The sequence below is a fragment of the Nonomuraea montanisoli genome (assembly GCF_013363975.1).
Lineage (GTDB): Bacteria > Actinomycetota > Actinomycetes > Streptosporangiales > Streptosporangiaceae > Nonomuraea > Nonomuraea montanisoli.
The window spans coordinates 1-20,999 of record NZ_JABWGN010000033.1; the positions used below are offsets into that span (position 1 = coordinate 1).

20 protein-coding genes are annotated in these 20,999 nt (G+C 73.6%); 11 read left to right on the forward strand and 9 right to left on the reverse strand.

Annotation, left to right across the window (positions count from 1 at the left end; genetic code table 11):
- Nucleotides 1-340: 340 nt before the first annotated feature.
- Nucleotides 341-577 (reverse strand): hypothetical protein, encoded by a 237-nt coding sequence (locus HTZ77_RS44455; RefSeq protein WP_205304735.1) that lies wholly within the window; start codon nt 575-577, stop codon nt 341-343.
- A gap of 138 nt (nt 578-715) precedes the next feature.
- Between HTZ77_RS44455 and HTZ77_RS44460 the strand changes: the two genes are divergently transcribed.
- Nucleotides 716-1,249, forward strand: a complete 534-nt coding sequence (locus tag HTZ77_RS44460) for a hypothetical protein (protein ID WP_175595839.1) — start codon at nt 716-718, stop codon at nt 1,247-1,249.
- 82 nt (nt 1,250-1,331) lie between these two features.
- Complete coding sequence (locus HTZ77_RS44465) at nt 1,332-2,117, forward strand: ABC transporter permease (protein WP_328809127.1); 786 nt, start codon at nt 1,332-1,334, stop codon at nt 2,115-2,117.
- A 14-nt stretch (nt 2,118-2,131) separates the two neighbouring features.
- Here the strand turns inward: HTZ77_RS44465 and HTZ77_RS44470 are convergent, their stop codons facing one another.
- From HTZ77_RS44470 to HTZ77_RS44480, 3 genes are all read right to left on the reverse strand, one after another.
- Complete coding sequence (locus tag HTZ77_RS44470; RefSeq protein ID WP_175595840.1) at nt 2,132-2,926, reverse strand: class I SAM-dependent methyltransferase; 795 nt, start codon at nt 2,924-2,926, stop codon at nt 2,132-2,134.
- Between the two features lie 149 nt (nt 2,927-3,075).
- Entirely contained in the window at nt 3,076-3,849 is a 774-nt protein-coding gene (locus HTZ77_RS44475) for a hypothetical protein (RefSeq protein WP_175595841.1), read from the reverse strand.
- Nucleotides 3,850-3,888: 39 nt separating this feature from the next.
- Nucleotides 3,889-4,272 carry a hypothetical protein gene (locus HTZ77_RS44480; protein ID WP_205304736.1) on the reverse strand — a complete coding sequence of 128 codons (384 nt, stop codon included), beginning with the start codon at nt 4,270-4,272 and terminating at the stop codon, nt 3,889-3,891.
- An 81-nt stretch (nt 4,273-4,353) separates the two neighbouring features.
- Between HTZ77_RS44480 and HTZ77_RS44485 the strand changes: the two genes are divergently transcribed.
- Nucleotides 4,354-4,701 (forward strand): MmcQ/YjbR family DNA-binding protein, encoded by a 348-nt coding sequence (locus tag HTZ77_RS44485; RefSeq protein WP_175595842.1) that lies wholly within the window; start codon nt 4,354-4,356, stop codon nt 4,699-4,701.
- Between the two features lie 35 nt (nt 4,702-4,736).
- Here the strand turns inward: HTZ77_RS44485 and HTZ77_RS44490 are convergent, their stop codons facing one another.
- A complete protein-coding gene (locus HTZ77_RS44490) occupies nt 4,737-5,573 on the reverse strand; it encodes a hypothetical protein (RefSeq protein ID WP_328809128.1) in 837 nt (278 codons plus the stop codon).
- A gap of 337 nt (nt 5,574-5,910) precedes the next feature.
- Here HTZ77_RS44490 and HTZ77_RS44495 point away from each other — a divergent pair, with 337 nt between their 5' ends.
- Nucleotides 5,911-8,199 carry a transglycosylase domain-containing protein gene (locus HTZ77_RS44495; protein ID WP_235996124.1) on the forward strand — a complete coding sequence of 763 codons (2,289 nt, stop codon included), beginning with the start codon at nt 5,911-5,913 and terminating at the stop codon, nt 8,197-8,199.
- A 96-nt stretch (nt 8,200-8,295) separates the two neighbouring features.
- Nucleotides 8,296-9,243 (forward strand): DUF2218 domain-containing protein, encoded by a 948-nt coding sequence (locus tag HTZ77_RS45640; RefSeq protein ID WP_328809129.1) that lies wholly within the window; start codon nt 8,296-8,298, stop codon nt 9,241-9,243.
- A 33-nt stretch (nt 9,244-9,276) separates the two neighbouring features.
- Here the strand turns inward: HTZ77_RS45640 and HTZ77_RS44505 are convergent, their stop codons facing one another.
- Both HTZ77_RS44505 and HTZ77_RS44510 read right to left on the reverse strand, forming a co-directional pair.
- Complete coding sequence (locus tag HTZ77_RS44505; protein ID WP_328809130.1) at nt 9,277-11,757, reverse strand: ATP-dependent Clp protease ATP-binding subunit; 2,481 nt, start codon at nt 11,755-11,757, stop codon at nt 9,277-9,279.
- Nucleotides 11,758-11,870: 113 nt separating this feature from the next.
- Nucleotides 11,871-12,512, reverse strand: coding sequence for an NAD(P)H-binding protein (locus HTZ77_RS44510; RefSeq protein WP_175595845.1), 642 nt, complete (start codon nt 12,510-12,512; stop codon nt 11,871-11,873).
- 22 nt (nt 12,513-12,534) lie between these two features.
- Between HTZ77_RS44510 and HTZ77_RS44515 the strand changes: the two genes are divergently transcribed.
- A complete protein-coding gene (locus HTZ77_RS44515) occupies nt 12,535-13,227 on the forward strand; it encodes an HAD family hydrolase (RefSeq protein ID WP_175595846.1) in 693 nt (230 codons plus the stop codon).
- 82 nt (nt 13,228-13,309) lie between these two features.
- Complete coding sequence (gndA, locus tag HTZ77_RS44520) at nt 13,310-14,734, forward strand: NADP-dependent phosphogluconate dehydrogenase (protein ID WP_175595847.1); 1,425 nt, start codon at nt 13,310-13,312, stop codon at nt 14,732-14,734.
- Nucleotides 14,735-15,010: 276 nt separating this feature from the next.
- Here the strand turns inward: gndA and HTZ77_RS44525 are convergent, their stop codons facing one another.
- Complete coding sequence (locus HTZ77_RS44525) at nt 15,011-15,442, reverse strand: VOC family protein (protein ID WP_328809131.1); 432 nt, start codon at nt 15,440-15,442, stop codon at nt 15,011-15,013.
- Nucleotides 15,443-15,890: 448 nt separating this feature from the next.
- On the opposite strand from HTZ77_RS44525, the gene HTZ77_RS44530 reads away from it, so the two are divergent.
- The 3 genes from HTZ77_RS44530 to HTZ77_RS44540 all read left to right on the forward strand — a co-directional run bounded on the left by HTZ77_RS44530 (nt 15,891) and on the right by HTZ77_RS44540 (nt 18,052).
- Nucleotides 15,891-16,718 carry an AraC family transcriptional regulator gene (locus HTZ77_RS44530; protein ID WP_175595848.1) on the forward strand — a complete coding sequence of 276 codons (828 nt, stop codon included), beginning with the start codon at nt 15,891-15,893 and terminating at the stop codon, nt 16,716-16,718.
- Nucleotides 16,719-16,837: 119 nt separating this feature from the next.
- Nucleotides 16,838-17,266, forward strand: a complete 429-nt coding sequence (locus HTZ77_RS44535; RefSeq protein ID WP_175595849.1) for a type II toxin-antitoxin system PemK/MazF family toxin — start codon at nt 16,838-16,840, stop codon at nt 17,264-17,266.
- A 51-nt stretch (nt 17,267-17,317) separates the two neighbouring features.
- On the forward strand, nt 17,318-18,052 hold the full coding sequence (locus HTZ77_RS44540) for a tyrosine-protein phosphatase (RefSeq protein ID WP_175595850.1): 735 nt from the start codon (nt 17,318-17,320) through the stop codon (nt 18,050-18,052).
- Here HTZ77_RS44540 and HTZ77_RS44545 read toward each other — a convergent pair.
- Nucleotides 18,026-19,216, reverse strand: a complete 1,191-nt coding sequence (locus HTZ77_RS44545; RefSeq protein ID WP_175595851.1) for a Cmx/CmrA family chloramphenicol efflux MFS transporter — start codon at nt 19,214-19,216, stop codon at nt 18,026-18,028. The genes HTZ77_RS44540 and HTZ77_RS44545 overlap by 27 nt on opposite strands.
- Nucleotides 19,217-19,693: 477 nt before the next feature.
- Between HTZ77_RS44545 and HTZ77_RS44550 the strand changes: the two genes are divergently transcribed.
- Nucleotides 19,694-20,995 (forward strand): NAD(P)/FAD-dependent oxidoreductase, encoded by a 1,302-nt coding sequence (locus HTZ77_RS44550; RefSeq protein WP_175595852.1) that lies wholly within the window; start codon nt 19,694-19,696, stop codon nt 20,993-20,995.
- The last annotated feature ends 4 nt before the right edge of the window (nt 20,996-20,999 follow it).

Below are 20,999 nucleotides of genomic sequence, written 5' to 3' on the forward strand. Positions count from 1 at the left end.
GCCGGCGTCGCGTTTCTCGCGGCCGCCCGCCCGAACGGCTCTCCCGGGACGACGCTCTCGCCACGGCGCGCCTCCGACACGCCGCGCCTCCGACATGGCGCGCCTTCGACAGGGCGCGCCTCCGACATGGCGCGCCTTCGACAGGGCGCGCCTTCGACAGGGCGCGCCTCCGACATGGCGCGGCTCTCAAGGGACGCCGCTCTCACGGGACGCGGCCCTTGTCATGGCGCGGCTCTGACAGGGCGGCTCTGACAGAGCGGCTCTGACAGAGCGGCTCTGACAGGGCGCGGCGCAGAGGGCGCGAGCCGTGAGCGCCCGCGAATGCGTTCGGTGCGGTGGGCTACTTGATGACCCAGAGCGCCCAGAAGGGGCTGTCCCACTCGCAGTCCCAGTACTCGCCGTCGCCCGAGTACCTGCGGCCCGCGGCCTCGCACTGCGCCAAGGTCCGGTGGACGCTCTTGATGTGGGGCGCCTTGGCCCGCGCCGCGTCCGCGCTCGCGGACGTGCCGGCGCCGAGTGTCGCGGCCATCGCCAGGGCGGTCGCCGGGACCGCCAGTCTCATGATCTTGTTCCGCATCAGGGACCTGCCTTCGCTCGACTGAGCGAACAGTGTCGCCGCCGCGGCTTCCGGAATTCTTCTCCTCCGCTTCCGTCGCGCTCCGCCGCTCCAGGCCGCGGGCGCGGCGGCGGACGGGCGCGGGTAGAGTCGGCGGCGATGACGAAGCACACGATCACTCCCCCGGCCGCCCCCATCCTGGGCGAGACGTACGTCTGCGACTGCGGCGAGGAGCTGCCCAACCGCATGAGCGCGGAGGTGCACGCCGCCGAGACCGGGCAGTGCAGCGTCTGCCTGGGCTCGGCGGAGGAGCCGGTGGCGCCCGGGATCCTGCCGGAGCCGACGCGGGCCTGCACGGCCTGCGCGGGCACCGGCCGGCGGCGCGAGCAGGTCGTCTGGCAGCTCGCCCACGCCGAGGCGGAGCAGCTCATCACCATCAGCGTCGTCCGGGAGGTCGTGGCGGGCTTCGACGGGCCGTTCCACCTGTCGGAGGTCGCCGACGTGGTCCGCGCGGGGCTGGGCCTCCAGACGGGCCGGCTCCCGGTGGGGCCGAGGGTGCGCGACCTGCTGCTGCACCTCCAGGCGTCCGGGGAGATCACCATGCTGTCGGCACCGGACGAGCTGCTGGCCGGCACCGACGTGGTCCTCTACCGCGACCCCCAGTGGCAGCGCGCCCGCACCCTGGGCACGTGACCCGCACCCACTGAACCTGAGCTCTGTGACCTCTTGACCCGCCGGGGCCTCTGACGGCGCGCGCCCCGGCACCGGATCAGCCGTGATCGTGGCGGGTGACGTCAGGCTGGTGGGCGTGCGCTCGTCTTCGCTGATCACGCTCACGCCGCTGCTCCCTGCCGCCCTGGTGGTCCTCGTCGCGATGGGCGCGGTCGTGGCCTGGCTCGGGCGGCTCGGTCACGGGCGGGCCGTCGTCACGGCGAGCCTGCGCGCCGCCGTGCAACTCGGAGCCGTGTCCGCCGTGATCGCGTGGGTGATCGCCTCCTCCGCCGCCGTGGCGGGCTTCATCCTGCTCATGTACGGCGTCGCCGCCTTCACCGCGGGCCGGCGCGTCACGCGCGGCCGTGGCGGGTGGTGGGCGGCCGTGCCCATCGTGGCGGGCGTCGCGCCGGTGCTGGGCGCCCTGGCCGCCGGCGGGGTGATCTCCACGAAAGGCGTCGTGATCATCCCGGTCGCCGGGATCCTGCTCGGCGGCTGCCTGACCGCCACCACCCTGGCCGGGCGGCGCGCCCTCGACGAGCTGACCCAGCGCAGGGGAGAGGTGGAGGCGGCCCTGTCGCTGGGGTTCACCCCGAGGGAGGCGGCGCTGGAGATCTGCCGCCCGGCGGCCGCGCAGGCGCTGGTCCCCGCGCTCGACCAGACGCGGACCGTGGGGCTGGTCACGCTCCCGGGCGCGTTCGTGGGCATGCTGCTCGGCGGGGCGAGCCCCGTACAGGCCGGGATCGTGCAGCTCGTGGTGCTGGTGGCGCTGCTGGCCGCCGAGGCCGTGGCGACGCTGGTGACGATCGAGGTGGCCGCCCGCGGCCGGTTCGGCGCCGCCCGGCAGTGAGACGGCGAGCGGGGTCAGGCGCGGCAGAGGATCTCGCCGTGCAGGAGGGACAGCCAGCCGTCCTCGTCCGCGGCCCACTCCCGCCACCCGTCGGCCATGCGGCGCAGGTCGTCGCGGGTGGCGGCGCCGGTGGCGAGTGCCTGCTCGGCCAGGGCCGAGCCGAGGATGCGATCGGCCCACATGCCGGCCCACCACGCCCGGTCCTCCGGGGTGGCGAAGCACCACGTGGACGAGGTGGCCGTCACGTCCTCGAAGCCGGCCGCCCGGGCCCACGACAGCAGGCGGCGTCCCGCGTCGGGCTCGCCGCCGTTGCCGCGCGCCACCCGCTGGTAGAGGGCCATCCAGTCGTCGAGCGCCGGGATCCGCGGGTACCAGGCGAAGGCCGCGTAGTCGCTGTCGCGCGCCGCGACGAAGCCGCCGGGCTTGGTGACGCGGCGCATCTCGCGCAGCGCCCGCACCGGGTCGCCCACGTGCTGGAGCACCTGGTGGGCGTGAACGACGCAGAACGTTTCGTCCGGGAAGTCCAGGGCGTGCACGTCGGCGACCGCGAAGCCGGCGTTGGCGACGCCGCGGGCGGCCAGCTCGGCGCGGGCCAGCTCCAGCGCCTCGACGCTCACCTCGGACGCGGTCACGTGCGCCACCCTGGCGGCCAGGTCGGCGGTGATGGTGCCCGGCCCGCTGCCCACGTCCAGCAGCGTCATGTGCGGCTTGAGGTGGGGCAGCAGGTACGCCGCCGAGTTCTCGGCGGTGCGCCACCGGTGCGACCTCAGCACCGACTCGTGGTGGCCGTGCGTGTATACGGCGTCCATCAGAACTCCCTCGTCCTCATCCCAGGGCCGACAGGGCAACCCTAACGTTCGTCTCATCATGAGAGAATGATTGTCTCAATATGCGAGAATCGTGGGAGCGTGACAGGGCGGCCGGGTGAGCGTGAGGAGGAAAAGCGCGTGCCGTCCGGTCAGGGACCTTCGGCGATGGTTCTCAGGGTGCCTGCGGTCAGGAAGGTGTCCACGACGAGCTTGTTGATGTCGCCGATCTCATGGATGCCGGCGGCGAGCACGGCCCGGGTCCTGGCCACCTGCGACTCGGCCGCCGACCGGGTGGAGCCCGGAGGTATGGCGGAGAGGTCCGCCCGCCAGGCGCCGAATCGTGCCGCGTCGGTGTCGGGCAGGCGGATGTCCTCCAGATGCTCGACCCACGGCGCGCCGATCTCCTGAGCCCGGACGCGGATGACGTTCAAGCGCGCCACCTGCCGTGCCGCCCGGTCCAGGAGCACTCCGTACTGGTCGGGGTCCACCAGATACAACTCGTACCGGTTGACCAGTCCGGACATTCCTGTCCACCCGGGCCCCTGCCGGTGGCGGGCGAGGTCACGCAGTGCGGCCGAAGCCTTGCGCAACTCCTCTTCGAGCTCCCGGGAACGCCGCTCGTCGCCCTTGGCCATGGCGACGGCGGTGCCGTGCAGCGCCTCGGCGACGGCGGCTGCCTGACCGGCCAGGAACCGGCTTTCCGCGTGCGTCGCCTGCCGGCCGGAGATGCGCTGGATCACCATCAGCGCCACCGGAATGCCGAACATGGCTCCGGTCAGCGAGGACACCAGGTTCGTGGTGAAAGGCTTGTCCGACCAGTATCCGTGTCGGTCACCGAACCATCCGGCCGTGGCCAGCAGCATGCCGACGGCCCACATGGACACCACGGCGCGCCGGACGACCTGCGCGGTGGAACGCCACAACCGCCGTACCGAACGGAGCACTTCTTCCCCCACGCCACTTCAGAGCCGGTTGCCGCCGATGCGCGCGAGCACCTGTCGGCTGAGCACCACGTCATGCGGCAGCCGCCGGAGCGTGGCCGCGTCGACGACGACTCCCTCCCGCTGGGCGATCTGCTGGAGCGAGGCCCAATGGCCTGCTTCCATCTCTTCCTGGGAACGGCCACCGAACGGCTCGTCGGGCCCCACCACGGTCCGCGCCGTCTCCTGCAGGTCTGCCACCGACGTCGCGGCCCAGCCTTGCGATGAGCCCCAACCTCTGTCGTTCAGCAGCGGCACCCGGGTTCCGTCGACGAGCTCCGCCTCGAGACGCGCCGACACCGAGACGGTGCCGGCGGCCTGATCATCGACGTCGACGAACGTCACCAGACGTGTGACAGCAGTCATGTACATCATCCCCGGCGCAAGTATCCACGACTGTGCAGCAGGACCGCTCGGAATGTCGGTGGGCGTCGCTACGGTGGCGGGATGGTCACAGTCGAGGACGTGCGGCGGGTCGCCGCCCCCCTCCCCCGGTCGTCGGAGCATCTCATCAGGGACCGCGTGAAGTTCCGGGTTGGCTCGATCGTCTACCTCGCCTTCTCCCGCGACGAGACCGTGATGGGTTTCGCGTTCCCCAAGGAGGAGCGCGCGGCGCTGGTGGCCGCCGAGCCGCACAAGTTCCTCATGCCGGACGAGCGCGACCTGCGCTACAACTGGGTGCAGGTCCGGATGGCGGCCCTCGACCTCGACGAGATGCGCGAACTGGTCGTCGAGGCGTGGCGGATGGTCGTGCCGAAGAAGGTCTACGCCGCCCACACCGCGGGCATCCGCTGAGGCGCCCCGCGCAGGACGGCTCAGCGGAGGGCGGCTCAGCGCAGGCCGCGGTACAGGTCCGCCGTCAGGGTGGTGATGCGGCGAACCGATGCGCTCCACGTGCCGCCCGCCGGGTGCGCGGTCAGGACCGCCAGCACGTACCTGTCGTCCTTGCCGGCCAGGCCGGTCGTGTGCAGGACGGGACGCCCCAGGTCCGGCACGCCGGAGCCGCGGGCGCGCAGCGCCACGGCCGAGATCGACGCCCCCTGCGCCCCCGTGGAGACCGCGCCCGTGGAGACTGGGCCCGTGGAGACTGGGCCCGTGGAGGGCGAGCCGGGACGGCAGCGCACCGGCGGCACCTCGCCGAACCCGGACCAGCCCTGCTTGACCGCCCACGGCCGCGGCAGCGCGCGCGGGATGCCGAAGTACTGGTCGAAGCCGTCCGTGCCGCACGGGGTGGCGGCCCGCAGGTGGCCGAGGATCGTGTCGCGGACCCGCGGCGCGGCCCGGTCCAGCAGGTAGCGGTACACGCGGACCACGTCGTACGCGCTGAGCGAGGTGTATCCCCAGAAGCCGGGCTTGGACGCGGGCGGCGGAGCGGTGTCGGACAGGCCGAGCCGGCGGGCCATGCGGGTGATGACGGCGCCCTTGCCGGCGCGGTCCCACAGCGTCGAGGCGGCGTCGTCGTCGCTGGAGCGCAGCATGATCTTCAGCAGCCGGGCGTCGGCCGGCGGGACGGTCGTGCGCGACTCCAGGTAGTCGACGGCGAGGAGGATCTTCACCACCGAGGCGGAACGGAACGCCCGGTGGGCGTTGCGGGTGGCCACGATGCGCCCGCCGCCCCCGGCCTTGCGGTCGAAGACCACCCACGCGGCCGTGGTCCCGGCCGGCACCTGGGGCGGCTTGGCGGCCAAAGCCCCGGAAACGCCGGATGAAGCATCCGAAGCACCCGAAGCGCCAGGAGCGCCGGATGAGCCGGAAGCGCCGGAGACGGCGGAGAGGCGCGCCTGCGACGCCTGGACGGCTGAAGGGCCGGAGACGCAGCCCGCGGCGAGGGGGACGGCCGCCGCGACGGCGGCCCACGGCTTGATGCGCATCCGCCATACCTACCAGAACGAGCGGACTGCCCGAAGATCACCCCATTCGAGCTGCACCGATATCGGCTTCCGTATGAACGGCCCGGCGGCGCAGTCTTGGACAGGCGCGGCCGGGTGTGGTCGGATGGCCGCCATGCCCGATGCGAACCCCATGCGGAGCCATGCCCGGCTGACGGGCGTCGTCCGCCTGCTCGGAGCGGCGGCGGCCGCCGGCGTGCTGGTCGCGGCCATCGCGCTGCCCGCCGTGGGCGGCTCCGGCGCCGCGGTGGTCTCCGCCGCCGACGAGCTCAACCTGCGGCCGATGGAGCTGGAGGAGCCGCCGCTGCCGCAGGCGTCCACGGTGTACGACGCCAAGGGCAAGCGGATCGCGCAGTTCTTCGCCGAGGACCGCAAGGTGGTCCGGCTGGACCAGATCTCCGAGATCATGCGCAAGTCGATCGTCGCCATCGAGGACGACCGCTTCTACCAGCACGGCGCGATCGACATCGAGGGCACCGTGCGCGCCCTGGCCAAGAACCTCGGCTCGGGCGGGGTGAGCCAGGGCGGCTCCAGCATCACCCAGCAGTACGTCAAGCAGGTGCTGCTCAACTCGGCCGACACCGAGGAGGGCAAGGAGAAGGCCCTGGAGGCCAGCTACGCCCGCAAGCTCAACGAGCTGCGCTACGCGATGAGCGTCGAGAAGAAGTACACCAAGGACGAGATCCTGGCGAAGTACCTCAACATCGTGTACTTCGGGGCGGGCGCGAACGGCGTGGAGGCGGCGGCCCGGCGCTTCTTCGGCGTGTCCGCGGCCCGGCTGACCCTGCCGCAGGCGGCGACCCTGGCGGGAGCCGTCCAGAACCCGAACACCACCAATCCGGAGGCCGGCGCCAAGGCCCGCAAGGCGCTGCTCGCCCGGCGTAACACCGTGCTCGACCGGATGGCGCAGCTCAAGGTCATCACGCCCGAGGAGGCCGCCGAGGCCAAGGCCACCAAGCTCGGCTACAAGGGCATCAGCCAGCCCAACGGCTGCCAGGCCACCGTCTCCGCGCCGTTCTTCTGCGAGTACGTCCGCTACGAGCTGCTGACCAACAAGGCGTTCGGCAAGACCCCGCGGGCCAGGCAGGAGGCGTTCCGCCGGGGCGGCCTGCGGATCTACACGACGCTCGACCCGAAGGCGCAGGCCGCCGCGGACAAGGCGATCAAGCGGCTGGTGCGTCCCTCCGACCGGGCGCTCGCCTCCGAGGCGCTGGTCGAGCCCGGCACCGGCATGATCAGGGCCATGGCGTCCAGCCGGCCGTTCGGATCCGACGCCAAGAAGCACGAGATCTCCTACAACCCGGTGGCCGACATGAAGCACGGCGGGCTGATCGGGTTCCAGGCCGGCTCGACGTTCAAGACCTTCACGCTGCTCACGGCCCTGAAGAAGGGCATGAAGATCGGCGACGGCATCAGCGTCGGCGGCAGCTACACCGCCCCCTCCACGTCCGCCTTCAAGGACTGCAAGGGCAACAACATGGGCATCCCGTCGTGGGCGGTGACCAACGACGAGGGCACGGGCGGGTTCAAGACGCTGGCGACCGGCACGTGGGGGTCCGTCAACACGTTCTTCGTGGCGCTGGAGCAGCGGGTCGGCCTGTGCGAGACCGTGGAGACGGCCAAGTCGCTGGGCATCCGGCGGGCCGACGGCAATCCCCTCCACGAGGTCGAGACGTTCACGCTCGGCATCAACGAGATGGACCCGCTGACGGTGTCGGCGGCCTACGCGGGCATCGCGGCCCGCGGCAAGTACTGCGTGCCGCTGGCCATCACCAAGGTCACCGACGTCGCGACCGGCCGGTCCACCTCGTTCGCGCCGCAGTGCCGGCAGGCGATCGAGGCGCCCGTGGCCGACGCGGCGGCCAACGTGCTGTCCGGCGTGTTCACCCAGGGCACGATGCGCGGCGTGGGCGGCATCGGCCGGCCGGCGGCGGGCAAGACCGGCACCACCGACGGGTACGCCAGCGCCTGGTTCGCCGGTTTCACCCCGGACCTCGCGGGCGCGGTCAGCATCGGCGACCCGCGCGGCTCGCAGCGCTACAAGCTGACCGGCATCACGATCGGCGGCCAGTACTTCGGCTCGGTCCAGGGCGCCTCCCTGCCCGGCCCGATCTGGAAGGACACCATGCTGGCCGCCCTGAAGGGCACGCCGGCGACGCCGTTCACGGCCGTGGACCAGGACCGCTTCGGCGGCTGCGGCTCGTCCTGCGCGCCGGTGCGCCGGCAGACGCCGGACGACGACGACCAGGCGCCTGAGGACGACGGGGTCATCGACGACACCCAGATCGCCGACCTGCCCGGGGGCGGCGCCCTTCCGACGACGACGCCGGAGGGGACCGCGCCGGAGGGCACCGTGCCGGGCGGGCTCGTCCCGGACGGGACCGGCGGCGCCGGGACGGAGTGACGGCTCCGGACGCCGGGGCCGTCGCGGTCGGCTCCGGCGTCCGGGAGTAGCTTTTTCGGGTACGAGCCCGGAGCCGCCTCTCACCGAAGGAGCCCGATGCCCATCTCGACGGCCCGCGTCCCGACCGACCGCCCCGAGCGTTACATCAAGCAGCTCGTCTCCCACCTCGGGCACAAGACGACCACCACCCTGTCGGAAGACGGCCGGGCGACGATCACCTTCCCGGACGGGGAATGCGTGCTGGCGCCGTCCGGCGACGCCCTGGAGATGATCGCGACGGCGACCGGCGCCGAGGCGCTGGCCGTGGTCCAGGACGTCGTGACCCGGCACCTGCTGCGCTTCGCCGCCCAGGAGGACCTGCGTACCGAGTGGACGGAGCCCGTCGCCGGCGACGAGCTGGAGGTCCTCTCCCCCGTCGCGGGCGACTACCTGCTCACCCACTGCACCCCGCCCGACGAGCTGCTGCAGGAGCTCGTGACGCGGACCCGGGAGGCCACCGGCGGCGCCGCCGGCATGCAGATCTCGCACGACGAGGGCGCGCTGCTGTCGCTGCTGGTGCGGATGACGGGCGCCCGCCGGGCGATCGAGGTGGGCGTGTTCACCGGCTACTCCTCGCTGTGCATCGCCCGCGCCCTGCCCGCGGACGGCCACCTGCTGGCCTGCGACGTGAGCGACGAGTGGACGTCCGTGGCCCGGGAGTACTGGGAGCGCGCGGGCGTGGCCGAGCGCGTGGAGCTGCGCATCGGACCGGCGCTCGACACGCTGCGGGCGCTGCCCGCCGAGCAGGTCTACGACTTCGCCTTCATCGACGCCGACAAGGTGAGCTACCCGGCCTACTACGAGGAGATCGTCTCCCGGCTGCGGCCGGGCGGGCTGGTCGTCCTCGACAACGTCTTCCAGGGCGGGCGCGTCTTCGACCCGGCCTTCCAGGGCGAGAACCAGGTGGCGATCCGCCGCGTGAACGAGCTGATCGCCCGCGACGACCGGGTGGAGTCGGTGATGCTTCCGGTGCGCGACGGCGTCACCCTCGCGCGCCGGAAGTGACGTGACGGCGGGCTGACGGCGGGCTGACGACGGTCAGGCGCCGACCGGTTCGGGGTTGTGGGAGCGCAGCGACAGCCGCCCGTTCTCCACCTCCACCATCACCCGGCCGCCCTCGCCGACCTCGCCCGTCAGCAGCATCGCCGACAGCCGGTTGTCCAGCTCCCGCTGGATGACGCGCCGCAGCGGCCGGGCGCCGAACTCGGGCTGGTAGCCGCGCTCGGCCAGCCAGTCCACGGCCGCCTCCGAGACCTGGAGGTCGACGTCCTGGCCGCGCAGCCGCTGCCGGGTGCGCTCCAGCATCAGCTCGACGATCTGGCGCAGCTGCGTGCGGTCCAGCCGCTTGAAGATGATCGTCTCGTCGATGCGGTTGAGCAGCTCGGGCCGCATGGAGTGCCGCAGCAGGTCCATGAGGTGCTCCTCCAGGTTCGGGTCGTCGCCCGAGTCGAGGATGAGCTGGGCGCCGATGTTGCTGGTCATGATGACGATCGTGTTGGTGAAGTCGACGGTGCGGCCCTGGCCGTCGGTCAGGCGGCCGTCGTCGAGCATCTGCAGCAGGATGTTCGTCACGTCGGGGTGGGCCTTCTCGATCTCGTCGAGCAGCAGCACGCAGTGCGGGTGGCGGCGGACGGCCTCGGTGAGCTGCCCGGCCTCCTCGTAGCCGACGTAGCCGGGCGGCGCGCCGACGAGCCGGGAGACGGTGTGGCGTTCCTGGTACTCGCTCATGTCGAGCCGGACCATGTGGTCCTCGCCGCCGAACAGCGCCGCCGCCAGCGCGCGGGCCAGCTCGGTCTTGCCGACGCCGGTCGGCCCGAGGAACAGGAAGCTGCCGATCGGCCGGTGCGGGTCGGACAGCCCGGCGCGGGCGCGGCGGACCGCCTCGGCGATCGCGACGACGGCCTCGTCCTGGCCGACGACCCGCTGGTGCAGGTGGTCCTCCAGCCGCATCAGCCGCTCGCGCTCCTGCTCGGTGAGCTGGCGCACCGGGATGCCGGTGCGCCGGGAGACGATCTCGGCGACGTCCTCGGCCGTCACCTGCGGCGCCTCGTCGCGTACCTGCCGGGCGCGGTCGAGCTCGGGGCGGAGCTTGCCGATCTCCGCCGTCAGCTCCTTGGCCTTGTCGAAGTCGTCGCCGGCGACGGCCTGGTCCTTGTCGCGGCGCAGCGCGTCGAGGCGTTCCTCCAGGTCGCGCACGTCGGTCCTGGGCGTGCGGGCGCGCAGCCGTACCCGGGCGGCGGCCTGGTCCATGAGGTCGATGGCCTTGTCCGGCAGGAACCGGTCGGAGATGTAGCGGTCGGACAGGATGGCGGCGGCGTGCAGCGCCTCGTCGGTGATGCGCGCCTGGTGGTGGGCCTCGTAGGCGTCGCGCAGGCCGCGCAGGATCTCGATCGTCTCCTCGACGGTGGGCTCGGCGACGAGGATGGGCTGGAAGCGGCGTTCGAGGGCGGCGTCCTTCTCGACGTTCTTGCGGTACTCGTCGATGGTCGTGGCGGCGATGACGTGCAGCTCGCCGCGGGCCAGGGCGGGCTTGAGGATGTTGGCGGCGTCCATGCCGCCCTCGGCCGAGCCCGCGCCGACGAGGGTGTGCATCTCGTCGATGAAGACGATCGTGCGGTCGGCCGTGGCCCGCACCTCGTCGACGACCTTCTTGATCCGCTCCTCGAACTCGCCGCGGTACTTCGTCCCGGCCACCATGCCGGTCAGGTCGAGCGCGACCACGCGGCGGTCCTTGAGCGGGTCGGGCACGTCGCCGTTGACGATGCGCTGGGCGATGCCCTCGACGATGGCGGTCTTGCCGACGCCGGGCTCGCCGATGAGCGCCGGGTTGTTCTTGGTGCGCCGGGACAGCACTTCCAGGGCCTGCTCGATCTCGTCCTCGCGGCCGACGACGGGGTCGATCCGGCCCTGGCGGGCCTCCTCGGTCAGGTCCCTGCCGAACTCGTCGAGCGACGGCGTGTCGCTGGCGGACATCCGGTCGGCCGGGCGCGGCTCCTCGCCGTGCGCCTGGGCGCGCTGGAGCCGTTCGACGGAGACGCCCTCCTCCTGGAGCAGCCGGGCGGCGGCGGAGTCCGGGTTGACGATGAGCGCGAGCAGCAGGTGCTCGGGGCCGATGTAGGAGGAGCCGAGGGCGCGGGCGACGCGCTGGGCGTCGAGGAACGTCCGCTTGACGGCCGGGGAGAGCGTCGCGGGCGGCTCGTCGGCGGGCTCGCCGGGCGTGGCGGCGGCCTCGGCCCGTCCGCGCAGCCGGTCGACGTCGGCGCCGGCGGACTGGAGCAGGGCCCTGGTCTGCTCGTTCCGGGTCAGGGCGTCGAGCAGGTCGAGGTCGCCGAGGTCCTCGGCCCCGCGCCGCGCTGCGCTCTCCAGGGCGTCCGTGAGCAGCCGGCGGGCCTGCTCGCTGAGCAGTCGGCCGATGTCGACGCGCTGCACGCTGGGCCGGGCGGGCGGCCACGCGTCGCCGAACATCCGTCCGGTGAGCTCCTCGAACCGCCTGAACGGGTCTCCCCCAAATAGCGACATATCCGACATATTCGACATTACGGATCCCTCCTCGCGCACTGAGGGGTCCCCTTGCCGAAGACGTCGCCCGGCAAAGCCAAGGCGGCGTCGCCGAACGGCAAAAGAAGTGCGGCTCAGCGCAGGGCGGCGACCGCCTCTTCGATGGGTGTGTCGCCCGAGACCAGCTCCAGCGTCCGGTGGATCGCGGCCCGCTCCCGCAGCAGCCCGGCCAGCACGGCCGCCACGTCGTCGCGGGGCACCGTGCCGCGCGGCACCTCCGGCTCCAGCCGGATCCGCCCCGTGCCCGGGTCGTCGGTGAGGCCGCCCGGCCGGATGATCGTCCAGTCGAGGTCGCGGCCGCGCAGGTCCTCCTCGGCCTGGGTCTTCGCGGCGATGTACGCCGCCCACACCTCGTCACCGCCCGCCGGCGGCCGGCCCGCGCCCATGGAGGAGATCTGCAGGAAGCGGCGCACCCCTGCCCGCTCGGCCGCGTCGGCCAGCAGCGCGGACGCGGCCCGGTCGACGGTGTCCTTGCGGGCCACGCCGCTGCCGGGCCCGGCGCCGGCGGCGAACACGGCCGCGCCGGCGCCGTCGAGCACGGCGGCCAGCTCCTCGGCGGAGGCGCGTTCGAGGTCGCACACCACGGCGCGGGCCCCGGCGGCCTCGACGTCGGACACGTGCGCCGGGTTGCGCACCAGGCCGACGGCGGCGCTCCCGAGCAGCCGCTCCAGGCGCAGCGCGATCTTCCCGTGGCCGCCCGCGATGATGATCCTCATTCGCTCATGGTGTCATGGAGCAATGACCGACTTTCCGCAGGCCCCCACCCCGGCGTTCCTGTTCGACCTCGACGGCACCCTGATCGACAGCGTGTACCAGCACGTCATCGCCTGGCGGCAGGCACTGTCCGGCATGGGCATCGACCTGTCGGTGTGGCGGATCCACCGGCGCATCGGGATGAGCGGCGGGCTGTTCGTGAGCGCGCTGCTGCGCGAGACCGGGCTGAAGCTCACCCAGGAGCAGATCGACGAGCTGCAGAACACCCACGCCGACGCCTACACCGAGCAGGTCCACTCGGTCCGCCCGCTGCCCGGCGCCGCCGAGCTGCTGGCCGAGCTGTCGTCGCGGGGCGTGCCGTGGGCGATCGCCACCAGCGGGTACGCCCGCACGGCGCGGCTGGCCCTCGCCATGCTCGGCCTGCCCGAGGACACGCCCATGGTCACCCGCGACCTCGTGCGCCGCGCCAAGCCGGACCCCGACCTGTTCCTGGCGGGTGCGGCGCTGGTCGGCGTGGATCCCGCGCATGCGATGGTGGTGGGAGACAGCGTCTGGGACCTGCTCGCCGCCCGCCGCGCGGGCGCCCTCGGCATCGGGCTGCTGTCGGGCGGTTACGGCCGGGACGAACTCGAACGGGCGGGCGCCTTCCGGGTCTACTCCGACCCGGCGGACATGCTGGACCGGCTGGACGAGCTCGGGGTGCGCGGCGCCGAGTGACCGCGATGATGATCGGCGAGGCGGGAATATCCGGTCGAACTCGTATGGCTTGACCGTGCGTATCCCTCATAGAGGAGCTGAAATGGACTTGGCAGACATCGGCGTCACCGGTCTGGCGACCATGGGACGCAACCTGGCCCGCAACCTGGCCAGGCACGGCTACGCGGTCGCCGTGCACAACCGTTCCGCGAGCCGCACCCGCGACCTCGTCAAGGAGTTCGGCGGCGAGGGCACGTTCCTCGCCGCCGAGGAGCTCGCGGACTTCGTGGCCTCGCTGAAGCGCCCCCGGCGGGCGATCATCATGGTGAAGGCCGGTGCGGGCACCGACGCGGTGATCGACCAGCTCGCGGAGCTGATGGAGCCCGGCGACATGATCGTCGACGGCGGCAACGCGCACTTCGCCGACACCCGGCGCCGCGAGGCGGCGCTGCGCGAGAAGGGCATCCACTTCGTCGGCACCGGCATCTCCGGCGGCGAGGAGGGCGCGCTGAACGGGCCGAGCATCATGCCGGGCGGCTCCAAGGAGTCGTGGGAGGCGCTCGGGCCGATCCTGCAGGACATCTCGGCCAAGGTCGACGGCGTGCCGTGCGCGGTCCACGTGGGTCCCGACGGCGCCGGGCACTTCGTCAAGATGGTGCACAACGGCATCGAGTACTCCGACATGCAGCTCATCGCCGAGTCGTACGACCTGCTGCGGCAGGCGCTCGGCGCGACCCCGGCGGAGCTGGCCGAGGTGTTCCGGGAGTGGAACCAGGGCGACCTCGGCTCGTACCTCATCGAGATCACCGCCGAGGTGCTGGACCAGGTCGACGCGGCCACCGGCAAGCCGTTCGTGGACGTGGTCGTGGACCAGGCCGAGCAGAAGGGCACCGGCCGCTGGACCGTGCAGAGTGCGCTCGACCTGGGCGTGCCGGTCACCGGCATCGCCGAGGCGGTCTTCGCCCGGGCGCTGTCCGGCCACCCCGAGCAGCGCGCCGCCGCCGCGGGCCTGGAGGGTCCGAAGCTGTCGGGCGTGGGCGGGCGCGAGCTCGTCGAGGACGTGCGGCAGGCGCTGTACGCGTCCAAGATCGTCGCGTACGCGCAGGGCTTCGACCAGATGGCCGCCGCCTCCAAGGAGTACGGCTGGGACCTCGAACTGGGCGCGATGGCCACCATCTGGCGGGGCGGGTGCATCATCCGCGCCAAGTTCCTCGACCGGATCCGCGCCGCGTACGACGCCGACCCGGCGCTGCCGACGCTGCTCGCGGACCCGACGTTCGCGGGGGCGCTCAACCTGGCGCAGGACGCGTGGCGGCGGGTCGTCACCACGGCCGTGCAGATCGGGGTGCCGACGCCGGGCTTCTCGTCGGCGCTGGCGTACTACGACGGGCTGCGCCGCGACCGGCTGCCGGCGGCGCTGGTGCAGGGGCTGCGCGACTACTTCGGCGCGCACACCTACCTCCGGGTGGACCGGGAGGGCGCCTTCCACACGGACTGGTCGGGCGACCGCTCCGAGCACTCGGCCTGACCGTCCCGGGCGCCTGACCAGCGGGCTGCCTGACCGTCCGGTCGCCCTCGGCGGTCCGGTCGTCCTTGGCGGTCTGGTTTTCCTTGGTGGTCCGGTCGTCTCGGTGGTTCGGTCGTCTCGCCGTCCGGTGCGTGTGTGCCGCGCGGCGGGCCGGGTCTGGCGGGGCCCGGGCCGTCCGGCGGTGACACGGCGGGACGCGCCCGGCCTGACTGGCCGGGTGCGTCCCGCACGCGTTCCTGCCGCGCGGGTGTGCGGGTGTGCGGGTGGGGCCCGTCGTCAGGCGGCCGAGACGCAGAACGGGTGGCCCTCGGGGTCGGTGAACACGGTCCAGGAGTCCTCGCCCGGCTGGAACTCCGGCATGACCGCGCCGAGGGCGACCAGCTCGCGGCGGGCCGACTCCAGGTCGGGCACCTGGAAGTCCAGGTGGAGGTGCTTCTGACCGCCCGGCCAGCCGGGGCCGCCGGGGTAGCCGTCCACCCGCTGGAAGGCGAGCGTGACGGGACCGCCGTCGACGGTGGCGTAGTCGGCGTCACCCTCGCCGGCGCGCCAGCCGGTGGCCTTGGCGTAGAAGGCGGCGAGCGCGACCGGGTCGGCGCAGTCGAAGATGATCGTGGAAAGAGTCGTCATGCGGCCCAGCGTGCTCGGCGTGAGCGCCCCGGTCTTGAACATCCTTGCGCCCCGGCCGAGCTTCTTCCCCGGTGCCCGCACACCTCCCTCATCCCGGGCCCGCACACCTCCCTCAACCCGCGCCCGCACCTCCCTCAATCGGCGCCCGCACACCTCCGCCGCCCGCCATGCCTCACGAGGCAGAGCCGCCCTCCTGTCCTCCGCCACCCGCCACCCGCCACCCGCCACCCGCCACCCGCCACCCGCCACCCGCGAGGATCCGCCTCGGCCGGCTTCCCGTCCAGCAGCGTTCCGGCAAGACGGCCGCAGGACGGCGAGGCCGCGGGACGGAGCAGCGGCGTGAGGGCGTGGCCGCGTGACAGAACGGCGGACGGCGTGACGGCGTGACGGCGTGACGGCGTGACAGAGCGGCGGCGTGACGGCATAACCGGGTGACAGAACAGCCGCGGGACGGCGTGACCGGGTGACAGAACGGCCGCGTGACGGCGTGGCGGCTGAATTGTCGTAGGCGCCGGGTAGCGTGCGCCACGTGCGTTCAGGTGTGCGGCTCGCGAGCGGGCCGGGGTTCGTGGTTCATGCGGTGACCTGTGTCGACGACCATCGCGGGTGGTCGCCGGTCGAGGTGGGGTCCGCGCACCAGCTCGTGCTGGTGCGGCGGGGCCGGTTCCGGCGGATGGCCGACGGGCGCGGCGCTGTGGTGGACCCGGCGATGGCCTACCTGTCGCTGCCCGGTCAGGAGGAGCGGTTCGCGCACCCGGCGGGCGGCGACGTGTGCACCGTGCTGCGCCTGTCGCCCCGCCTGTGGGAGATCCTCGCGGGCGAACGGGGTCGTCCGGCGCGTTCGACGGTCTACGTGGACGCCCGGCTCGACCTGACCCACCGCCGGCTGCTTGCGGCGACGCGGAGCGGCGACCCCGCGTACGAGCTGACCGAGGCGCTGCTGCCCCTGCTGGCCACCTCCCTCAGCCGCGCGGCTCCTCCCCCGTCCGTCGGCGGCGGTTCCCGCAGGCCCGGGCGGACGGCGGGCGCGGTGGTGGACGCGGCGCGGGAGGCCATCGCGTCCGACCACGAGGCGGCGGGCGGGCTGGTCACGCTGGCCGAGCTCCTGTCCGTGTCGCCGTACCGGCTGAGCAGGGCGTTCACCAGCGAGCTGGGCGTGTCGCTCACCCACTACCGCAACCGGGTGCGGGTCGGCAGGGCGCTCGACCGGCTGGAGGCCGGGGAGGAGAGCCTGGCGCGGCTGGCGGCCGACCTCGGTTTCGCCGACCAGGCCCATCTGACCCGCACGATCCGCCGCCACGCCGGCGACACCCCGGCCGCCCTGCGCCGCGTGCTGAGTCGCGCGAGCGGAAGCTGAGCCGAGGACGCGTGCTTCGGCCCCCTGGACGCGATCTTCTTCAACCGGCCGATCGGTCCCGAGCAGCCAGGACGTACGTGGACCGGCTGCCGAGGCTGCGCCGCCACTAGGATGCTCACGTGTTCGATCAAGGTGAAGACCCCCGGCCGGCGCGCGGCGCGGTGCGCGAGATCCGCTCGCTCGCCCAGGCCGCCACGCTGGCCTACTCCCCCGACCTCGACGGCCTGGCCGATCCCGGTGAGATCGTCTGGGCGTGGGTGCCGTACGAGGAAGACCCGTCGCGCGGCAAGGACCGGCCGCTGCTGGTCGTCGGCCGCACCGGTCGCAGGCTGCTCGGCGTCATGCTGTCCAGCAGAGGCGACGACGGCCCCGAGTGGCTGGAGATCGGCGCGTGGGGCCGCGACGGCAAGGTCTCGCACGTGCGGCTGGACCGGGTGTTCGTGCTGGACGAGGACGACATCCGGCGCGAGGGCGCGGTGCTCGACGTCGACCGGTTCACGCGGGTGGCGGCCCGGCTGATGAAGCTGTACGGCTGGCAGGCCGGATGAAGCGTGAGCGGCCCGCGTCCCCGACCGGCCTGAAACTGTAGGGTCTGGCGGATGGGGACACGGCACATCGCGTTCGAGCGGCTGCACAACTTCCGGGACCTGGGCGGCTACCGTACGCGTGACGGGCGCTCGACGCGCTGGGGGCGGCTCTACCGCTCCGACTCGCTGTCGAAGCTCCGGGACACCGACTGGGACCGGTTCGTGACGCTGGGCGTGCGCACGGTCATCGACCTGCGCTACCCCTGGGAAATCGCCGCCAAGGGGCGGGTGCCGCACCTCGACGGGCTCGCCTACCACAACCTCAGCATCGAGCACCGCCCGTACGACCAGGCGGCGCTCGCCCCCGACATCGACACGGCGCGCTACCTCGCCGACCGCTACGCCGAGGTCGCCCACGACGGCGCGAAGGAGCTGCGGCGGGCGCTGGAGGTCATCGCCTCCGACGCCGGCGCGCCCGTGGTGTTCCACTGCGCGTCCGGCAAGGACCGCACCGGCCTGCTCGCCGCGCTCGTGCTGACGCTGGCGGGGGTGGACGAGGAGGCCGTCGTCGCCGACTTCGCGCTCACCGACCTGGCGGCCGAGCGGCTGGTCGCCGACTGGCGCGCCGCGCACCCGGACCGCACCCTGCTGTGGCCGGGGTACGGGCGGGCGCCGGCGGACATCATGCGGTTCTTCCTGGCGGACCTGGTCGCCGCCCACGGCTCGGTCGAGCGGTACGTCGCGGAGCACCTGGGCGTGGACGGCGAGGTCGTCGAGGCGCTACGGGAGCGTCTGCTGGAGCCGTGACGCGTCCGGCGACGTGGGCCCCCGTCCCGTGACGTGGGCGGTGGCCGCGACGGCGAGCGCTGCGGCCACCAGCGACGCGCTCACCCAGACCGGCGAGCGGTAACCGAGTCCGGCGCCGATCGTGATCCCGCCGAGCCAGGGTCCGGCGGCGGCGCCGACGTTGAAGGCCGCCGTGGCGAAGCTCCCGGCCAGCGTCGGCGCCTGCGTCGCCGCGTACAGGACCTGGGACACCAGCGTCGAGCCGACGGCGAACGACAGGGCGCCCTGCGTGAGGACGAGCACCGCCACGGCCACCGGCGAGCCCGCGGCCGCCCCTAGCACCGCCCACCCCGCCACCAGCGCCACACCGCCGGCGGCCAGGAGCGGGCGGGGCCGGGTGTCGGCCAGCCGCCCGGCGGCGGTCACCCCGGCGAACGAGCCGAGCCCGAACAGCACCAGCAGCCCGGGCACCCATCCCGGCGCGATCCCGCCGACCGAGGTGGCCAGCGGGGCGAGGTAGGTGAACGTGCAGAAGGTCGCGCCGTTGACCAGCGCGGCCAGGACGAGCAGCATTAGGAGCCGGGGGTCGCGCAGGGCCCTCGCCTCACGTCGCGCGCCGCCACCGCCCCCGGTAGGGGCCGGCGTGGCCGGCACGGAGCGCAGGACCGCCACGACGGCGGGCACCGACAGCAGGGCCACGGCCCAGAACGCCGACCGCCATCCCCACATGGTGCCGAGCACCGCGCCGGCCGGGACGCCGGCGACGCACGCCAGCGTGACCCCGCCGAGGAGGATGGACGTGGCCCGTCCCTTGGCCTCCGGCGGCGCCATGGCGGCGGCGGTGGCCACGGCCACCGCGAGGAACCCGGCGTTGGCCACGGCCCCCGCGAAGCGGGTGGCCAGCAGCACCTCGAAGCTCGTGGTGACCGCGCCGAGGACGTGCAGGAGCAGGAACGAGACCAGGAACGCGAGCAGGGCCCGGCGGCGGGGCCAGCGCATGCTGAGCGCGGCCGTCAGAGGCGCTCCGACGATCATCCCGGCGGCGAACGCCGAGGTGAGCGCTCCGGCCGCCGGGACGGAGACGCGCAGGTCGGAGGCGATGTCCGGGATGAGGCCGGACAGCATGAACTCGGACGTTCCCATGGCGAACACCGCCAGTCCGAGGAGGTACAGGGCGAAAGGCACGGTGAGACTCACTCCGCAACGAGGTCGTGGATCGGATCGTCAGCGAACGGCTGCGGGGCCGCCGTGCCGTGCTCGCCTCGCCCGTGTTTCCGCGGCGTCAGGGTGCCGAGAGGGCCGGGGGCTCGGGAGAGCCCGGAGCCGGGAGGGTCGAGGTGCCGGAGGCAAGGTGGCGCGCCGGCGTGCTGGATCCCTCCAGCGTCACCGAGGTGACGTGCTGGTCCAGGCGGACGCGGCCCCGCGCGTGCGGCGGTCCGATGGCGGCGACGGACGCGCGCCCGAGCGCCCTCCGGCCGTCAGCGGGGACGGGAGGGATGCGGGACGACGTCGGAGGAGGCCACCGGACGGCCGGTGGCTAACGTCTTGACGCCTCGGGGCTGGACATGGGCCCCAACCCTAGCCACGTCCTCCGATCATGTCCAAGCGTTTCCGCCACGGCCGCCGGCGAGATGTCCGGACCTGGCTGGAATCATGGCGGGCATGCGGGTCACAGTGATCGGAAGCGGGATCGTCGGGGCAAGCGCCGCGTACCACCTGAGCAGCCGCGGAGCGGACGTCGTCGTGGTGGACGCGGACCTGGAGGGGCAGGCCACGGCGGCCGGGGCGGGCATCGTGTGCCCCTGGGTGGACCATCCCGAGGACGACGCCTGGTACGCCCTGGCCCGCTCGGGCGCGCGGCACTACCCGGAGCTGGTGGAGGCGCTGGGCGAGGACCTGGGGTACGAGCGGGTGGGGGCGCTGCTGGTCGCCGAGGACCCGGCGGAGCTGGAGCCGGTGCGGACGCTGCTGGGGCGGCGGCGCGCCGAGGCGCCCGAGATGGGCGAGGTGACCGTGGTCCCGGACCCGGCGCGGTTGTTCCCGCCGCTGGCGGAGGGGTTGAGCGCGGTCCACGTGCCGGGGGCGGCTCGGGTGGACGGGCGCGCCGTTCGTGACGCGCTGCTGCGCGCGGCGGTGCGGCACGGGGCCGAGCTGCGCGCGGGCGTGGCGACGCTGACGGCCGGGGGCGAGGTGCTGGTGAGCGCCCGTGACGCGTCTCTCCCGTCTGGCTCTCACCCTGTGCCGGGCGTGTCCGGGCGGGCGCACGACGGTGACGGTGACGGGTCGTGGCGGCAGGCGGCTCCGCTTCCCGGGGATCACTCCAGGGCGCGGGCGGACGCGTGGGAGCCGGCGGAACGCGGGGCGTCCGGGGAAGACCCGGCCGGGCAGAACGCGGCCGGTCAAGCCGCTGCGGAGACGCTGGCCGGGGAGGACGCGGCCGGGGAGAAGGTCGCGGCCGACATGGTGGTCGTGGCGGCCGGGGCGTGGAGCGGGGCCGTGTGCCGGCCGCTCGGCGTGGAGGTCCCCGTCTTCCCGCGCCGCGGCCAGATCGTGCACGCGGCCCTCGACGGCGTCGACACCTCCGGGTGGCCCATCGTGCTGCCCCACGTCGGCCCGTACCTGCTCGGCTTCCCCGGTTCGCGGGTGGTCGTGGGGGCGACGGTCGAGGACGTGGGGTTCGTGCCGCGCGTCACGATGGGCGGGCTGGAGGAGGTGCTGCGCGCGGGGCTCCGCCTCGCCCCCGGCCTGGCCGGGGCGACGGTGACGGAGACCCGGGTGGGGCTGCGGCCCGTGCGGGCGGGCGGGCCGCCCCTGCTGTGCCGCGCGGGCGAGCGGGTGGTGGTCGCCACGGGGCTGAGCGCGTACGGGCTGACGGCGGGGCCGTTCGCGGGGCTCCTCGCGGCGCGGCTCGCGCTGGGCGAGCCCTCGCCGCTGGACCTGGCGCCGTATCGCCTCCCCTCCTGACCCC